This is a genomic window from Streptomyces sp. NPDC057474, assembly GCF_042802555.1.
Lineage (GTDB): Bacteria > Actinomycetota > Actinomycetes > Streptomycetales > Streptomycetaceae > Streptomyces.
The window spans coordinates 1-15,951 of the sequence record NZ_JBHVDX010000234.1 but is presented as its reverse complement, the minus strand read 5'-3'; the positions used below and the strand labels follow the sequence as shown (position 1 = coordinate 15,951).

General features: G+C 70.4%; 14 protein-coding genes and 4 pseudogenes. 15 read left to right on the top strand and 3 right to left on the bottom strand.

The annotated features are described in order from the left end of the window. Positions 1 to 271: 271 nt before the first annotated feature. From ACFU53_RS40040 to ACFU53_RS39985, 12 genes and pseudogenes are all read left to right on the top strand, one after another. Positions 272 to 523 (top strand): NAD(P)-binding protein, encoded by a 252-nt coding sequence (locus ACFU53_RS40040; RefSeq protein WP_384004297.1) that lies wholly within the window; start codon positions 272 to 274, stop codon positions 521 to 523. Next, positions 469 to 1,770 carry a GMC family oxidoreductase gene (locus tag ACFU53_RS40035; RefSeq protein WP_384004295.1) on the top strand — a complete coding sequence of 434 codons (1,302 nt, stop codon included), beginning with the start codon at positions 469 to 471 and terminating at the stop codon, positions 1,768 to 1,770. Before ACFU53_RS40040 ends, ACFU53_RS40035 begins: the two co-directional genes overlap by 55 nt. Continuing rightward, a complete protein-coding gene (locus ACFU53_RS40030) occupies positions 1,767 to 3,203 on the top strand; it encodes an aldehyde dehydrogenase family protein (RefSeq protein WP_384004293.1) in 1,437 nt (478 codons plus the stop codon). Before ACFU53_RS40035 ends, ACFU53_RS40030 begins: the two co-directional genes overlap by 4 nt. Before the next feature lie 240 nt (positions 3,204 to 3,443). After that, positions 3,444 to 3,911: pseudogene (locus tag ACFU53_RS40025) on the top strand (carboxylesterase family protein); the annotation flags it as partial. Next, a pseudogene (locus ACFU53_RS40020) lies at positions 3,911 to 4,099 on the top strand (zinc-binding dehydrogenase); the annotation flags it as partial. The pseudogenes ACFU53_RS40025 and ACFU53_RS40020, both read left to right, overlap by 1 nt. A gap of 13 nt (positions 4,100 to 4,112) precedes the next feature. Then, a complete protein-coding gene (locus tag ACFU53_RS40015; protein ID WP_384004292.1) occupies positions 4,113 to 4,292 on the top strand; it encodes a hypothetical protein in 180 nt (59 codons plus the stop codon). Positions 4,293 to 5,108: 816 nt separating this feature from the next. Then, entirely contained in the window at positions 5,109 to 5,699 is a 591-nt protein-coding gene (locus tag ACFU53_RS40010; RefSeq protein ID WP_384004290.1) for a TetR/AcrR family transcriptional regulator, read from the top strand. 163 nt (positions 5,700 to 5,862) lie between these two features. Beyond that, positions 5,863 to 5,967, top strand: a pseudogene (locus tag ACFU53_RS40005) (aromatic compound degradation protein PaaI); the annotation flags it as partial. Between the two features lie 848 nt (positions 5,968 to 6,815). Then, on the top strand, positions 6,816 to 7,289 hold the full coding sequence (locus tag ACFU53_RS40000; protein WP_384004303.1) for a winged helix-turn-helix transcriptional regulator: 474 nt from the start codon (positions 6,816 to 6,818) through the stop codon (positions 7,287 to 7,289). 50 nt (positions 7,290 to 7,339) lie between these two features. Continuing rightward, positions 7,340 to 7,738, top strand: coding sequence for a hypothetical protein (locus ACFU53_RS39995; protein ID WP_384004288.1), 399 nt, complete (start codon positions 7,340 to 7,342; stop codon positions 7,736 to 7,738). A 416-nt stretch (positions 7,739 to 8,154) separates the two neighbouring features. Then, positions 8,155 to 8,628: pseudogene (locus ACFU53_RS39990) on the top strand (MFS transporter); the annotation flags it as partial. Between the two features lie 67 nt (positions 8,629 to 8,695). After that, entirely contained in the window at positions 8,696 to 9,157 is a 462-nt protein-coding gene (locus tag ACFU53_RS39985) for an alpha-L-rhamnosidase C-terminal domain-containing protein (RefSeq protein ID WP_384004301.1), read from the top strand. A 33-nt stretch (positions 9,158 to 9,190) separates the two neighbouring features. On the opposite strand, the gene ACFU53_RS39980 is transcribed toward ACFU53_RS39985, so the two are convergent. Next, positions 9,191 to 10,144 (bottom strand): cupin domain-containing protein, encoded by a 954-nt coding sequence (locus tag ACFU53_RS39980; RefSeq protein ID WP_384004286.1) that lies wholly within the window; start codon positions 10,142 to 10,144, stop codon positions 9,191 to 9,193. A gap of 69 nt (positions 10,145 to 10,213) precedes the next feature. Here ACFU53_RS39980 and ACFU53_RS39975 point away from each other — a divergent pair, with 69 nt between their 5' ends. From ACFU53_RS39975 to ACFU53_RS39965, 3 genes are all read left to right on the top strand, one after another. After that, entirely contained in the window at positions 10,214 to 11,350 is a 1,137-nt protein-coding gene (locus ACFU53_RS39975) for an ATP-binding cassette domain-containing protein (RefSeq protein ID WP_384004284.1), read from the top strand. Positions 11,351 to 11,499: 149 nt separating this feature from the next. Beyond that, positions 11,500 to 12,234, top strand: a complete 735-nt coding sequence (locus tag ACFU53_RS39970; RefSeq protein WP_384004299.1) for an ABC transporter permease — start codon at positions 11,500 to 11,502, stop codon at positions 12,232 to 12,234. A gap of 2 nt (positions 12,235 to 12,236) precedes the next feature. Beyond that, positions 12,237 to 13,073, top strand: coding sequence for an ABC transporter permease (locus tag ACFU53_RS39965; RefSeq protein WP_384004282.1), 837 nt, complete (start codon positions 12,237 to 12,239; stop codon positions 13,071 to 13,073). A gap of 123 nt (positions 13,074 to 13,196) precedes the next feature. Here ACFU53_RS39965 and ACFU53_RS39960 read toward each other — a convergent pair whose 3' ends face one another. Together ACFU53_RS39960 and ACFU53_RS39955 are read right to left on the bottom strand one after the other, a co-directional pair. Continuing rightward, a complete protein-coding gene (locus tag ACFU53_RS39960) occupies positions 13,197 to 13,937 on the bottom strand; it encodes a TetR/AcrR family transcriptional regulator (protein ID WP_384004280.1) in 741 nt (246 codons plus the stop codon). A 99-nt stretch (positions 13,938 to 14,036) separates the two neighbouring features. Further along, the gene (locus ACFU53_RS39955; protein WP_384004278.1) at positions 14,037 to 15,737 is read right to left on the bottom strand and encodes an IclR family transcriptional regulator C-terminal domain-containing protein; all 1,701 of its coding nucleotides are present in this window, start codon (positions 15,735 to 15,737) and stop codon (positions 14,037 to 14,039) included. Between the last annotated feature and the right edge of the window lie 214 nt (positions 15,738 to 15,951).

The window sequence follows — 15,951 nt, the reverse complement described above, 5'->3', positions numbered from 1 at the left end:
GGACCACCTCGGTGGTCCTGGCCCGTCGCGTGCTGCCTCGGCCCCGCCGCTCGCCCGCGCGGCCCGGCCCCGGCCCGGTCACCCACGGCGGCTGCCAGGTCGCCCATGGGCCGCAGGGGCAACGCGCCCGTCACCGGGCCGGGCCGTCCGCCCGCGCACAGCCGTTCGTGCCCGCCTCCGCAACAGTCCGTGCACGACGGCACAAGCGGGCGGCCCGTCCGTCTGTGACCCTCCCGTCATGTGAGCAACACACACCGTTCACGACCACATCGTGGTGGGCGCCGGGTCCGCGGGCTGTGCGCTCGCGCGCAGACTCGTGGACGCCGGCCGGACCGTCCTGCTGATCGAGATGGGCGACCGGGACGACAACCCGGCCATCCACGCCCCGGGCGCCTGTGGGAGCTGTGGAACTCCCCACAGGACCACGCGTACACCACCGAACCCCAGCGGCACGCCTCCGGAACCCAGGTGTTCTGGCCGCGCGGCAAGGTCCTCGGCGGCTCCAGCGCCCTCAACGGCATGATCTACGTCCGCGGCAACCGGGCCGACTACGACAGCTGGGCCTACCAGGGAGCCGCGGGCTGGTCGTACGACGAGGTGCTGCCGTACTTCAAACGCTCGGAGGACTTCGAGGACGGCGCGTCGCACTACCACGGGGCCGGCGGCCCGCTGCCCGTCAGCCGGAACCACTCCCCCAACCCGGTCACCACCGCCTTCATCGAGGCCTGCCAGGACTACGGGATCGCGTACAACGACGATTGCAACGGCCAGGACCAGCTCGGCGTCAACCTGATTCACCGCAACATCCGCGACGGCAGGCGCGTCAGCGCGTGGACCGCCTTCGTGCAGCCGGTGCTCGACAGTGCGCTGCTGACGGTGATGACCGGCGCGGCGGTCACGCGTGTCCTGGTGGACGGCGGCCGGGCGCGGGGCGTCGAGCTGCTGCGCGAGGGCCGGACGACGGAGATCCGCTGCGAAGGGGACGTGATCCTGTCCGGCGGCACCATCGGATCGGCCCAGTTGCTCCTGCTCAGCGGCCTCGGGCCGGCGGACGAGCTGCGGACACTCGGTATCGGGGTGACCGTGGATCTGCCGGGAGTGGGCGCGAACCTGCACGACCACACCCTCGCTCCGGTGGTGTGGGAGTCGGCACGGCCGGTGCCGCAGGGCACGGCCAACAAGCTGGAGGCCCACTACTTCGCCAAGTCCGACCCGACACTGTCCGTGCCGGACCTGCAGCCGCTGATGTCTCACGTGCCGGTGCCGGTGCCCGATGTGGACGTCCCGGAGGAGGGCCACGGCTTCTCGGTGCTCGCCGGGACGATCCGTCCACTCAGCCGAGGCCGCATGTGGCTGCGCTCGGCCGACCCCACCCAGGCTCCCGCCCTGGACCCCGCCTACTTCTCCGAACCCTCGGACCTCGCGGCCATGGTGCGGGCCGTGCAGCAGGTGCGGGAGATCGGCGAGGAGAAGTCGCTGGGCGACTGGCGGGCCCGCGAGGTCGCACCCGGACCGTCCGTGCGTACGGACGCGGAGGTCGCCGCGTACATCAAGCGGACCCTCCTCAGCTATCACCACCAGGTGGGCACCTGCCGTATGGGCATCGACCGGATGGCGGTCGTCGATCCTCACCTGCGCGTACACGGCGTGGCCGGGCTGCGCGTCGCGGACGCCTCCGTCATGCCCTCCGTCACCTCCGGCAACACCCACGCACCTGCCGTCATGATCGGCGAGCGCTGCGCCGACCTCATCCTGGGAGCACAGCTGTGACCAATACCCTTTTCATCGGTGGCGAGTGGCAAGCCGCTGCCTCCGGAGCGGAGTTCGAGACCCTGGACCCGGCGACGGGGCAACCCCACGCCCACGTGTCCCTGGCGGGGGCCGTGGACGCCGACGCGGCCGTACGGGCCGCCCGCGCCGCCTTCGAGAGCCCGGAGTGGGCGGGACTCACCCCGGCCGCCCGCGCCCGGATCCTGTGGCGCATCGGTGACCTCATCGAGGAACACGCCGAAGAACTGGCCGAGTTGGAGACGCGCGACCAGGGCCAGCCGCTCGGCATCTCCACGGCGGTCAGCGTCGCCACGACTGCCGAGCACTTCCGCTACTACGCCGGCTGGGTCACCAAGATCTACGGCGAGACGGCTCCGCTGTCCTTCCCCGGCGTGCTGCAGTACACCAAGCGCGAGCCGGTGGGAGTGTGCGCGCTGATCACCCCGTGGAACTTCCCGCTCATGATCGCGAGTTGGAAGATCGCACCGGCCCTCGCCTGCGGGAACACCGTGATCGTCAAACCCGCGGAACAGGCCCCGATGACCACGGTGCGGCTCGTCGAGTTGTGCCGGGAGGCCGGTGTGCCCGGCGGCGTCATCAACCTGCTGACCGGTGGTCCCGAGGCCGGCCGGGCCCTCGTCGAGCACCCCGGCGTGGACAAGGTCTCCTTCACCGGTTCGACCGAGACCGGCAAGGAGATCGTCCGGGCTTCCGCGGGCAACCTCAAGCGTGTCTCGCTCGAACTCGGTGGGAAGGCACCGAGCCTCGTACTGCCTGACGCCGACCTGGACGCGGCCGTGACGGGCTGTCTTCAGGGCGCGCTCCTCAACAGCGGCCAGGTGTGCGCCGCCTACACCCGGTTCCTCGTCCACCGTTCCCTCGCCGACGAGTTCGCCGAGCGCTGCGCCAAGGCCGTCAGCGGGATGCGACTCGGTGCGGGCAGCGCGCCCGACACCGAGCTCGGCCCCCTGGTCACCGGCGAACACCGTGACCACGTCCACGCGCTCGTGCGCAGCGGGGTCGAGGAAGGCGCCCAGCTGCTCGTCGGCGGGGCCCCCGTCGACGACCTGCCGGGCTTCTTCTACCAGCCGACCGTGTTCACCGGCGTGCGGGACGACATGCGCATCGCCCGCGAGGAGATCTTCGGCCCGGTGCTGTCCATCCTGCCGTACGACGACGAGGACGAGGCCGTCGCCCGCGCCAACGACACCGAGTACGGCCTGGCGGCGGCCGTATGGACCCGTGACGTGGGTGCGGCGCACCGCGTGGCCGGCTCCATCCGCGCGGGCCCGGTGTTCATCAACATGCCCAACCCCGTGGACGCCTCCGCCCCCTGGGGCGGGTTCAAGGCGAGCGGCTGGGGCCGGGAGATGGGCAGGGAAGCCATCGACGCGTACACGGAGGTCAAGAGCGTGTGGACCTCGCTCACCTGAGAGGCCTGCCTGCTGCGGCCAGGCAGTCCCTGCGGGTCGGGCCGGCACGCGCCTGAGGATGATGTGCGGCCCGACCGCCTGTCCGCCTTTCCGCCTGTCCGCCTAGGAAGAATCTCGACGTCCCCCCGGCTCCGCGGTCGAGACCGCGCGGCCGCCCTGAACCCTGATGAAGCACGCAGCCGACGCCTGATCCCCTGACAGCGACCGCATGGCGGTCGGCCGAGCTCGACGAGGAGTGTCGTGACCACAGAAGCGTTTCCCGAGGTCGCCACCGTGGCAGGCGTCGTGCGCGGCCGCCACGAGGACGGTCTCGCCGTCTTCCGGGGCATCCCGTTCGGCGAACCCCCGGTGGGAGCCTTGCGTTTCGCCGCGCCGCAGCCGGTGCGCCACTGGGAGGGCACTCGCGAGACGTTCGTGTTCGGTCCCCCGCCTCCGCAGGAGCCGTTGAGCCCCGCCATTCCCGCTCCCACCGATGCGACCGGAGGAGAGGACTGGCTCACCGTCAATGTCTGGACACCGGACCCGGACCCGGCGACGAGGCGCCCGGTGATGGTGTGGATCTACGGCGGGGCCTACCGGTTCGGTTCCGTCGACGACCCCGCCTACGATGCAAGCCGACTGGCCCATGACGGGAATCTCGTCGTGGTGACCTTCAACCACCGAGTCGGCATGGAGGGGTTCGCCCGCATCGAGGGGGCACCTACGAGTCCCTCCTCGTCGAGGCCGACCGCGCCGGCATGCAGGCCATCGCCGACCTCGTCGAGACCGGCGCCCTGCGCGCCCACATCGAGGCCATTTTCCCGTTCGCCGAGGCCGCCAAGGCCCACGTCCTCGGCGAGACCGGCCGTACCACCGGCAAGATCGTGCTGACCGTGGAGGGGACCGGGAAGGCGTAGAGGAGGCTCGGCCATGTCCCACCCACCCCTGTGGGGCGTCGAGTTGGTCTCCGGACAGGTGGGGACCTGGGGCCGCTGCCCGGCCGGAGCCCGGGGCGAGTCGGTCGGCTGCTTCCATCAGCGCTTCGTAAGCCGGGTCACTGAGGTTGATCGTCCCGGCGGCGACGTTCTCCTCCAGGTGGGCCACTTGTGAAGTACCGGGGGTGGGCAGCATGTCCTGCGCTGCGTAGCAGCCAGGCCAGAGCGAGTTGGGCCGGGGTGGCGTTGTGCTCCCTGGCAGCTGCTTCCAGGGAGCTGCCAGGCTTGGCGAGTCTCTGGTTGTCGTGGTGGCGGAGATCATCGGGTTCGGGCACCCGATGCCCTCTTCGGCCGGTGGCCGGCGCCCGGCGCCCGGCCGCGACGGGTTGATGGGCCTGATGGCGGGCAAGCGGCAGGCGAGCGAGGCGGATCGCCGAACGGCCTGCGCGGCGACGTGCTGTGCGCGCTCGGGGTACTCAAGATTGCGGGCGCCGACCAGATCCAGCGGCTTACCTCCTGCGAACGTGTGGGCGCTGGGCGTCCGGTCGCGCGCGTCGCCGCTGAGGCCGGGATGTCCCGGCGCTGCCTGGCGAAGGTATGCCCGTCAGCAAGCGCACGGCGAAGACGGTCTGCTGGATCACTCCTCAGCGTGCTCGGCGCTCTCTGCCAAGGTCATGAGGGCGACATCCTGTGTTCCGTCCTCGCGCATCACGCGCCGAAGCTCGGCCGCCGCCCCTTCCGCGCCTGGGCGAAGTTCCCGGCCGACTGGACGCTCATCACCGACGACCGCGCCGATTCGTCGCTCGGACAGCGTGCCCGCGTAATCACTCGCCCAGCACTGCGGCACCCTCACTGCCGGGAGTCGGGCCCCCGGGGTCGCTGATGTGGCAGGGCCGGGTCGGCGATTTTTTGGATTACGTTCGCAATACCATAGACTGGTGAAGTCGGTGAAGGGCTACCGGTCCTTCCGGCCCGCGAAGGAGCGTGTGCTGTGGTGCGGTACGGAAAAGAGCACAAGTCGGAGACGAGGCGGCGGATAATCGAGACGGCGGGCCGTCGGCTTAAGCAAGACGGCATTGACGGCTCCGGGGTCTCGGTGCTCATGAAGGACGCGGGGCTGACCAATGGGGCCTTCTATGCTCACTTCGAATCCAAGGACGACCTCGTCACCACGGCGATCGCCGACCAGTTGAAGGTGCAGGCCGAGAATGTCGTCGCGCGGGCTGCTCCTGGCCGCGCAGGAGTCGAGCAGATTGTGCGGGGGTACCTGTCGCCCCGGCACCGCGACAGCCTTGGCGACGGCTGCCCCAACGCCGCTCTGCTCGACGAGATCGGCCGCTGCACCGACGCGACCAGGCAGGCATACACCGACGGCGTGCTGGTCCTCATCGACGGCATTGCCGCCCGCATGGCACCCGAGGCCCCGTCCTCCGCACGCGTGAAGGCACTCAGCCTCCTCGGCCTGATGGCCGGGACACTCCAGCTGTCCCGCGCCTTGACCGACAGTCAACTCGCCAGTGAACTCCTCGAGCAAGGGATCGACAACGCCCTCGCCCTGCTGGACGCCGGGCAGCGCGTCTGACGCACCACGTCCCTGGCCCCAGGTTGTGACTCTCGGGGGAGTGGTCCGAAGCCGGCAGGTCCTCTCCAGCTGGGACGCAGCCGACGCCGCCGGGGTCACCTCCTGCGCCGCCAAAGCTGCTGGAAGACCCGCATGCGGTTCTTCGCCCCGGTCCAAGCTCTAGGCCGGCGGGGCAGTCCAGTCGCCCCTGCCGCCGGGCACGGCACACACCTCGCTTGATCTGACCGTGAAGTTCCTCCGGCGGATCGCGATGGACACCGGCACGGTGATCACCACCACCGTGCCGCCAAGAGCGTCGGGCACCTCCCCGGCGGTACCCGCCGAATCACAGTTCACCCTCAGCTTCGTCCTTGCCGGGGGCGGCCTTCGCGCTGAGAGCGCTGGTCGTCTGGTTCGGCCTGCGGCACATCGAGGTGGCACAGCACCATGCCGCCCAAGCGGCGGTGAGGCGGACTCGTAGCTGGCCTGGGCGGAGAAGATGGCCGCCGGGGAGTGACACCGATGACGCCGCCGACCTGGCGGACGGCGTTGTTGGCGCCGGAGGCGAGGCCTTCCTCTTCCGGGCGGACCGTGCTCATGACGAGGTTGGCGGCGGGGGCGAACAACATGCCCGTGCGCCACCGAAGCGGTCGGAGAGTGCTCCTGCGAGCGGTCCGGTGATCATGGGCATGGCGGGCTGACGGCGCCCCTGCGGTATGGGCGGGCGCGTGCTGTGTGGCGACGTCCGTTCCCCCCGGCCGTGGCGGTGCGCCCGTTCGTCACCGCGTTCGCAGAGTGGTGGGTGCGGTGGCGCTCAGTGCGTGAGGGACGGGGTGCCGCGGAAGGTGCGCCGGTAGGCGATCGGTGAGACGCCGATGGCGGCATGCAGGTGTTCTCGTAGCCCCGAGCGGCCCCGAGCGGCCATGCCCGGACGCGTGGAACGGACTCGCATCCGGGCTCGGCTCCACGCCCTCGCGCATCGCCCGAAGGACTCGGCGGGAGGCCTTGATGCTTCTCGTGCGCAGTCGGGTCGAGTGGCCGATCGCGGCACCGATAGCTGAGTATCTAAAAGTAAACCCAAACGTGGTTAGAATCGCTCCCATGGATGCGTGGACCGAAGTTCTCCAAGACACCGGCATGGACCCCCGACTCGACCGGGACACGTCCAACTGCTCGATCGCGCGGACTCTTGAGATCGTGGGCGAGAAGTGGACGATCCTGATCCTGCGCGAGGTCTGGTACGGCTTGTCCCGGTTCGGTGACCTCGAACGTGTCCTGGGCTGTCCTCGTAACCTTCTGGCGACGCGGCTTCGGATGCTGGTGGAGGAAGGGATCCTGGCGACGGAGACGTACAAGGAGCCCGGTTCGCGAAGTCGGTCGAAGTATGTGATCACCTCCAAGGGCATGGATCTGGTGCCGGCCGTGATGGGGCTGCTGCAGTGGGGCGACCGGTACCGTGCCGACCCGGAGGGGCCGGCTGTACTGGCGCGACACCGCGAGTGCGGCGCGCACGTCGATGTCCAGATCCGCTGCGAACGAGGCCACCCGGTGCAAGCGAAGGACATCGAGAGCGTCCCCGGCCCAGCCTTTCGTATGAGGTCGCCCGAGTGAGCTGAGGACCCTCCGGCAGTTCGACGGTTAGCTCGTGTCAGGAAGCGTCCGTGGGGCAGCCGACAGTGACGACCGTAGTGACGCAGGTGGACGGGGTCCGCCTGCACTGCGTCCGAGCCGGGTCCGGACTTCTGCTCGTCCTACTCCACGGCTGGGACCAGGTGGAGCGGCTGGCCGTGCTCGACATCGTGCCCACCCAGGAGATGTTCCGCCGCCTGGACGCCTCGCTGGCCTCCGGGTACTGGCACTGGCTGTTCCGCATGCAGCCCGATCTGCCCGAACGCTTGGTGGGGCACGACATGCGCGGGTATCTCGAGTACTTCTTCGCGCGGTGGACCTACAACCGCCATGGACGCACAGCCGACGCGGTCGACGGCTGCGTCCGTCCGTTCTCCCGCCGCTTGCCGGCCGTCCCGACTGCCCGCCGGCGCAGCGCCTGCGGCCGATGAGCGAGGGACTCGCCGTGTGTACCGGTGGTTCCTCTGCCAGCCGCCCCGGAGAGACTCGGAGTCCGCGACGCCGGACTCGGCCATGTGTTCCAGTAGCGCGGTCTTGCCGATACCGGGGTCGCCCCACAGCATCAGGGCTTCCGCGTCGCCCTGACGAGCGGCGTCAAGCGGGTGCAGCACGGACCTACCTTCCCCATCGTCATCGGCAGGCTGACCCGGACGACCTCCCCGATCGCCGGGGGCCGCGTCCGCCTGCCCGACCGGCGGAGGCGTCAGCACGGTGGACCCATGGGGACCGTGGCGCTCGCCGCCCGCCCCGAGCACCGCATTCACCGGCACCGCATTCACCTCCGGCTCAGGCCCCTGGTCTGCCTATCTATTGATCAGTCACTCGTTCCGTCTGACATAGGACAGTCATGTCACAGCAGCAGCAGCAACACCAGCGGCCCGCCCGGAGCGGCACCACCATCTGGGCCGTGGCCATCACCAGCGTGGCCGGATTCATCACCGCGCTGGACAACCTGATCGTCACGACCGCCCTGCCCTCGATCCGTGAGGATTTCGGTGGCGGACTTGAGGACCTCGAATGGACGGTGAGCGCCTACACCCTCACCTTCGCCGTCCTGCTGATGTTCGGCGCCTCGCTGGGTGACCGGTTCGGGCGGCGACGGCTGTTCGTCCTCGGGCTCGGCATCTTCACCGCCGCCTCCGCTGCGGCCGCGCTCGCACCGGGGATGAACGAACTCATCGCCGCCCGAGCGGTGCAGGGTGTCGGGGCCGCCATCGTGACGCCCCTGACACTCACCCTGCTCTCGGCCGCCGTCCCGGCCGAGCGGCGTGGCGTGGCCTTCGGTATCTGGGGCGCCGCCGGATGCGCCGCATCGTCGTCGTTGATGCCCCGTCCAACCTCGGCCTCCGGCCGCCCATCGAATATGAAGCCGACCCTGTTCCCGCCCACTGCCGGACCGGTCACTGACCCACGCGACGGCCGTGCATCTCACCCCGTACGGCGAGGCCTCGGTGAGCTGGCGACGCGACGACGGGCGTTTCCACCTGGACGTGGCCGTACTCGTGGGAACACGGGCCACCATCCATCTGCCCGGTTCCGGACGGCCTCCGGTGACGGTGGCCCATGGCACGCACACCTGGACCACCGAGGATCCCTGCCTCGCCAAGGCGCCGCCCGAAGTGGTCACCGTACGGGATCTGATGAACGACCCCCGCCTCTGGGGGCGCACGGTCGGCGTCCTGGCCCGGCACGGCCTGGGCGAGGACTCCGCGCAACTGGCCCGTCGGCTGGCGCCGTTCCTGGACCTGCCCGCCCGCCGACTGCCCGCACTGCTGAACAGGGTTCTCTTCGAAGACGGCGGCGTCGGCGCCGCCGCCCTGGAGACCCTGCTGAGCGGCACGGCGGACTGACGGCCACAACTCACGTCGCGCCCAACGGCCACGTCAACCGCAGGCACCCGCCCCGCGCGGCGGTCCTGCCGGTGCCCGTGTCCCCCACGGCGTCGGCGTCGGACGCGCCCTTCGCCGCGAAGGGTTTGACCACCAAGTGCCGGGTGAACCTGCTGGGCATCGGGGGCGGGCCCGACCTTCGGCTGGCAGTTGGCGTCGGCCCGGCGGGCGACATCGCAGAAGGCCAGGATGGAAGACGGGGCCGCCTTGTTCGAGGTCGGTTCGGAGTCCTAGAGCTTCGGCGTCGACACCGCCCTCGTCGAGGCGGGCGCTGTCGCCGTTCTGCTTGCGCAGGCGCCAAAGGGTGAAGTGCCGGGCCCTCGTGGTCCCCGTGCCGAAGAGGTTGTTCTCGGGGCCGGCCATGTCGAACGTGTCGAAGGACGGCACGTTCTTGCGCCGGGCGCCGACATGGGTGAGGAAGTCCGCCCAGGTGAAGTGCGCCTTGCCGCCGGACCAGGCGATGAAGGGGTTGGCCGCCAGATAGGCCGCGCGGACCGACTCCGACAGACCGGCCAGTTCCTCGACGGTCCACTGCCGGGACGGATCGGGGTGGATCGCCTGTAGCGCGGACGCTGTGGCGGGGGCGCGCAGCGCCGCGGCCCAGCCGGTGGCACTGTGGTGGCTTGCCTGCGCGTCGTGCCAGGTGCGCAGGATGCAGAGCAGGAGCACGTCCAGCAGTGCGCGCACGACGGCCTCGGCACCTTCGCGGGGTTCTTCCGACTCGCTCTTGAGCAGCTCGATGGCGGAGCGCGGTTCCGGACTGTGTCCCTGGCGGGCGGGAAGATGGATGACCTCTGCGTGCCCGGTCGGTGTAGCGGGTGGTGGGGGAGTCGGTGGGGGGTAGGCATCCGGGGTGGTCGCGCTGGGTAGGTCCGGGCGGTGATCCCAGGGAGCGGTGTCGGGGCGGCCAACAAATCGTTTCTCTGGTTCGGCCTGCGGGCCTAGCATGCCGACCGTTGTTCCGGATGGCGTTTGCTATCTCGAACAATTTCGAACGAGTTGGTGTGAAGGGATGTGATGCCGTTGTCTGCGGTGATCGAGGCGCGCGGGCTGTCCAAGGTGTTCCAGACGACCGTACGGCGGCCCGGATCCGCGGGGGCGCTCAAATCGCTCGTCAGCCCGCAGCGAGTGGCCAAGGTCGCGGTGCAGGACGTCGAATTCAGTGTGGGCAAGGGGGAGTTGCTCGCACTGCTCGGTCCCAACGGGGCCGGGAAGTCCACCACGATCAAGATGCTCACCGGGATCCTGACGCCCACCTCGGGCGAGGCGCTCGTCGCCGGGGTCGTCCCGCACCGGGACCGGGAGCGCAACGCCCACAACATCGGGGCCGTGTTCGGGCAGCGGACGCAGTTGTGGTGGGATCTGCCCGCCCGGGACTCGTTCGAGATTCTGCGGGATATCTATGGGGTTCCCGAGGCTCAATTCCGGGACCGTATCGAGGAGTTCGACGGGTTGCTCGAACTCTCCGAGTTCTGGGACACCCGGGTCCGGCATCTGTCGCTGGGGCAGCGGGTGCGTTGCGATCTCGCCGCCTCGCTGTTGCACGACCCGCCCGTCGTCTTCCTCGACGAGCCCACCATCGGCATGGACGTGGTGGTGAAGGAGCAGGTACGGCGGTTCCTGCGGCACCAGGTCGAGGAGCGCGACCGTACCGTCCTGCTCACCACGCACGACATGACCGAGGTGGAACGGCTCGCCGAGCGCGTCGTGCTGATCAACCACGGCCGGATCGTTCTCGACGGCTCGCTCCAGGAGATCCGGCGGCGCTTCGGCGGCACCTGGCAGGTCCGGGCCACGCTCGCGGACCCGGCCGACGTCGAGGAGATCGAGCGCGGTGAGGGGACAGGAGCGGCGGGAGCCCCTGTGCCGCTGCCCGGGTTCGCCGGTATCGGCGTGCTGCGGCGCGAAGGGCCGCGGGTCGTGTTCGGGCCGGTTGGGGAGGACGCGCCCAGCGTCCACGAGGCGCTCAAGGCGATCATCGGGCGGTTCCGGGTCGCGGACCTGGCGCTGGAGGAGAACGACCTCGAGGACGTCATGCGCGCCGCCTACCTCAGTGACATACCACCGGCCGACATACCGGCCCGGGAGCCGGCCACCGTCACTTCCGCCTCCACTTCCGCCTCCACCTCCGCCTCCACCTCCCAGGGCGGCTGACCATGGCAGTCACGCCCCGGACCCTGCCCGATCCACCTGAAGCCCCCACCCTCACCCCCACCCCGATTCCCACCCTCACCACGGCCCTCTCCCGTGCCCGCCGCGTCTCCTGGATCACCCCCCGGGGCGAGCTGCTCACCCCGCCCCGGATGACCGCCACCGCCATACGGCTCCTCGTCCAGGTCTGCCTGGTCGTCTACCTCTGGCGGGGGCTGTACGCGAACACCGACTCCAGCGCCGGGCTGAACGAGACCCAGGCCGTCGGCTACGCCGTACTCGCCGTGCTCGCCAGCCGCATCCGCGGCCTCGACCGGCGCGCGGGCCGCGACACGGTGATCCAGCACCTGCACTTCGGGACGATCGTCTACTGGTACCTGCGGCCGATGAAGCCCCAGCGCTACTACGCCCTGCGCGCCCTCGGCGACCAGCTGTACGGCTTCGGCTGGGTGCTCGCCGGATACGTGCTGTGTCTCGCCGTGGGGGTCGTCGCCCCGCCTGCCTCCCTCGCGGTGGCCGGGGTCTTCGCGGTGAGCATGCTGCTCGGCCAACTGGTCCTGCACTACGTGATGATGCTGGTCGACCTGCTGTGCTTCTGGACCCTGCGCAACGAGGCGGCCCTGATGATCCTCGTCTTCGCGCAGAACCTGCTCTCCGGTGTGTACGCGCCGCTCTGGTACTTCCCGGACTGGTTCATCACGCTCAGCACGTTCCTGCCGTTCCAGGCGACCCTCGGCGTACCGCTCTCCATCTACGTCGGACGGATCGGCGTCGACGACGCCTTCGGGCAGATGGCGATCCAGGCCGTCTGGATCGTGCTGCTCGCGCTGCTGACCCGCCGGCTCTGGGACCGGGCCGGCCGACGCGTCGTGGCCCAGGGAGGATGACCATGACGACTCCACACAGGACCGCTTCACATGGCACCGCGCACGCCTGGCGCGTCGTCTGGCGGATCACCAAGCTCAACTTCAAGGCCCGGCTGGAGTACCGGGGCGAGTTCCTGATGGGCGTCGCCGTCGGGGCGATCTGGCAGGTCTCGATCGTCGTCTTCGCCTCGGTGCTGCTCACCCGGTTCCCCGGACTCGGCGGTTGGTCCAGTTCCGACGTGCTGCTCATCGCCAGTATGCGCATGCTCGCCCACGGGCTGTACGTGCTCTTCCTCGGCCGCGTCCAGTACATGAACGTCCTCGTCCAGGAGGGGATCGTCGACCCCTGCCTGATCCGTCCGATGCCGGTCTACCGGCAGGTCCAGCTGGCCTTCTTCCCGGTCAACGCCATCGGCGACCTGGTCGTCGCGGCCGGTCTGTTCGTCGCCGCCCTCCAGCGCAGTTCCCTCGACTGGACGGCGGGCCGGATCGCGTACGTGGTGGCGGGTGTGCTCGGCGGCATGCTGGTCGAGGCCGCGCTCTTCACGGCCCTGGCCGCCGCCGCGTTCCACTTCCCGGCGACCTCGTACTGGAGCCAGTGGCTGGAGGAGCTGATGGGGACCTTCGGCAGCTACCCCCTGAGCATCCTGCCGAAGGCCGCGTCCGCCGCGTTCACCTTCGTCGTACCGCTCGCCTTCATCGCCTACTTCCCGGCCGGAGTGCTGACCGGCCACGGCGACGCGATGGGCGTACCGGAAGCGCTCGCGGTCGCCTCGCCCCTCATCGGCCTCACCGCCTACGTGCTGTCGCGGCTGCTGTGGAAGTGGAGCCTGAGCAAGTACACGGGCGTCAACGGGTGAGTAGGCAGGGCGAGTTGGGGACGAGGCCCGAAAGAAGCCAAGGAAGCCAATCAGCCCAAAGAAGCCAAAGAAGCCAATCAGCCCAAAGAAGTCAATCAGCTCAAAGAAGCCAATGAAGTCCGCTCATTTCAGCCGCGTCTCCAACCCGTCCAGCATCCGGTCGAGCCCGTACTGGAACCCCTCCTCCCGGGCCGCCCGCGGATCCGCCCCGCGCTGTTCGGCGTAGCCCTCGCGCAGCAGCGGGTAGTCCTGGGCGGCCTCCTCGGCGGCCGGCCACAGGCGTTCGACCATGGTCCGCTCGTCCTGGCCGCTGCGGGCGAGGACGTTGAGCCAGGCGGCCTCGGTGGTGGCCATGCCGGTGACGTAGGCGACGATCGTCGAGAGCGCCCGGTCGGTCTCGTCGGCGGGGAACCCGGCGGTGGTCAGCAGGTTCAGCATGGCTTCGGAGATCCGCATCCAGTTCGGGCCGAGATAGGACATGCCCATCTCGCCGAGCACGGAGGCCAGCCAAGGGTGGCGCAGGATCGTGGCGCGCAGGGTGTGCGCGCAACTGGCCGTGTCGGTGCGCCAGTTCGCCGGGTCGGGAGTGGTGGGGACCTCGATCTCGCCGTAGATCTCGTCGACGGCCAGCTCCAGCAGCTCGTCCTTGTTGGCGACATGGCGGTAGAGGGAGGTTGCGCCGGCGCCCAGGCGGCCGCCGAGCTTGCGCATGCTCAGCGCGTCGATGCCCTCCTCGTCGAGCAGCCGCAGCGCCTCGGCCACGATGTGCTCCCGGCTCAGCGCGGGCTGCTCCCGCCCGGTCCGGGGCCGGGTCCACACGGACTGGAACCCCTCCTGCTTCCTGACCGGCTTCTCGGGTGACATAGCGGCGCCTCTCCTCTGCCTGCGTACGGCTGACGCGACCAGCGTACGGTGTTCGCATGGGGAGGTCGTGCTCCAGGGCGGACTCGGTCGGACTCCCGGTCAGACTCCCGGGACCCGGCGGAACATGCCCGCCACCCCCAGCTCCCCCTCGATCCGCCCCACCGCATCCCGTAGTTCCGGCAGTACCTCCGCCACACACTCCTCGACGCTCCGCCGACTGCTGTGCATCGCGACGTTCACCGCCGCGACCACCCGCCCACCCCGCTCCCGCACCGGCACGGCGATGGACCGCAGCCCCTCCTCCAACTCCCCGTCGACGAGGGCGTACCCGGCGGCCCGCACGCGTTCCAGGACGGCCAGCAGTTCCCGCCGGTCGGTGACCGTGTGCGGGGTCAGCCGGATGAGGCGTTCCGGGAGGGAGACCTCCGGGAGAAGGTCGGCGAGCATGACGCGGCCGAGCGAGGTCGCGTACGCCGGCAGTCGCGTCCCGAGGGTGATGTTGACGCTCATGATGCGGCTCGTGGCGACCCGCGCCGTGTACTGCACCTCGTCCCCGCCCCCGGTGAGGATCGCGAGGGACGCCGACTCGTGCACCCGCGCGGAGAGTTCGGCCAGATGCGGCGCGGCGATCCGCGGGAGGGGCAGCATCGACAGGGGCGGGAAGCCCAGGCCCAGCACCCGGGGCGTGAGGCGGAAGACACGGTCGTACGACTCGACGTACCCGAGGTGTTCGAGGGTGATCAGCGCGCGCCGGGCCGTCGCCCGGGCGAGTCCGGTGGCCTGGGCGACCTCGGTGAGGGTCAGCTCGGCCCGCCCCTCGCCGAACGAGGTGATCACGGTGAGCCCCCGGGCGAGCGACTCGATGAACTCCCGGCCCAGTTCCTGCTTGGAGGCGCCGGTCCAGGCGGCGAGACCCGAGGGGCTGGACGGGGCAGAGACGCGTGAGGTGCCCGAGGTGCCGCCCCTCACGGTGGAGGCGGCCCCCGCAGGCCCCCGCAGCTCCCGTTCCATCTCCGCCACGGTCGCCCGCAGCCGCGGCAACAGCGTCGAACGCAGGGACTCAGCCGTGTGCCGACTCGTATGACTGACGACGCTCGCCACACACGCGACCCGCCCGGTACGCGGATCCCGCACGGGGACGGACACCGCCACCAGCCCCGGTTCGATCAACTGGTCGTCCAGCGCCCACCCTTGGGCGCCCGCCCGAGCCGTACGGTCCTCGAAGTCGTCGTACGCGCCGCCACGCGGAGGCACCGCCGGGAAGCCGTGGCCCTCTGGGTCGGCCGTGCGGCGGGCGCGCCACCGGGCCCAGTTCGCCGGCTCCCACTCGGTGGCGAACAGCGGGCCGGGCGCGGTGCGTTCGGCGGGGAGGAGGTCGCCGATGCGGAAACTGAGGGACATCGCGCGGCGGCGGGTGGCCTGGTGGATGAAGCGGACGCCGTCCCGGTCGCCGACCGCGAGGGACACCGACTCGTCCAACTCGTCGGCGAGGGCGTCCGCGTGGGCGTCGAGAAGACGGGGGAGACGGATGGCGGCCAGATAGGCGTTGCCCAGCTCCATCAGACGGGGGGCGAGGACCGCGTCGCGGCCGTCCAGCCGTACGTAGCCCATGCGGGCCAGCGTCGCCGTGATCCTGTCGACCGTGGAGCGCGCGAGCCCGGTGGCCTTCTCCAGCCCGCTCGGACTCAGCGTCCCGTCCGCCTCGGTGAGCCGGCGCAGCACGGTGATCCCCCGCATGAGGGGTGCGACGGCTTCGGCGGGCGCGGGGGCGGAGGCCGCGCCGGTGACGTTCGGGAGCATGGGCTCACGGTAATGCGGCTGGGCTGCGCCGCTGAGCCGGGCGCCTCATTGCTCGGGGGTGACTGTGCGTCGGCGGGTGCGGGCAGTTCGTGGTTGCTCGCGCAGTTCCCCGCGCCCCTGAAGACAAAGACCCGGCCCTGCGGGCCGAAAAGCACGGAGCGCAGCCCCTGCTTTTCAGGGGCACGGGGAACTGCACGACCAGCCCCCACCCACC

What these genes read in the sequence shown, in the direction of transcription:
- ACFU53_RS39965 (WP_384004282.1), top strand. Translation starts at nt 12,237, where the DNA reads ATGACGACTCCACACAGGACCGCTTCACATGGCACCGCGCACGCCTGG.
- ACFU53_RS39955 (WP_384004278.1), bottom strand. Translation starts at nt 15,737, where the DNA reads ATGCTCCCGAACGTCACCGGCGCGGCCTCCGCCCCCGCGCCCGCCGAA.
- ACFU53_RS39960 (WP_384004280.1), bottom strand. Translation starts at nt 13,937, where the DNA reads ATGTCACCCGAGAAGCCGGTCAGGAAGCAGGAGGGGTTCCAGTCCGTG.
- ACFU53_RS40015 (WP_384004292.1), top strand. Translation starts at nt 4,113, where the DNA reads ATGTCCCACCCACCCCTGTGGGGCGTCGAGTTGGTCTCCGGACAGGTG.
- ACFU53_RS39970 (WP_384004299.1), top strand. Translation starts at nt 11,500, where the DNA reads ATGACCGCCACCGCCATACGGCTCCTCGTCCAGGTCTGCCTGGTCGTC.
- ACFU53_RS40000 (WP_384004303.1), top strand. Translation starts at nt 6,816, where the DNA reads ATGGACCCCCGACTCGACCGGGACACGTCCAACTGCTCGATCGCGCGG.
- ACFU53_RS39980 (WP_384004286.1), bottom strand. Translation starts at nt 10,144, where the DNA reads ATGCTAGGCCCGCAGGCCGAACCAGAGAAACGATTTGTTGGCCGCCCC.
- ACFU53_RS39975 (WP_384004284.1), top strand. Translation starts at nt 10,214, where the DNA reads ATGCCGTTGTCTGCGGTGATCGAGGCGCGCGGGCTGTCCAAGGTGTTC.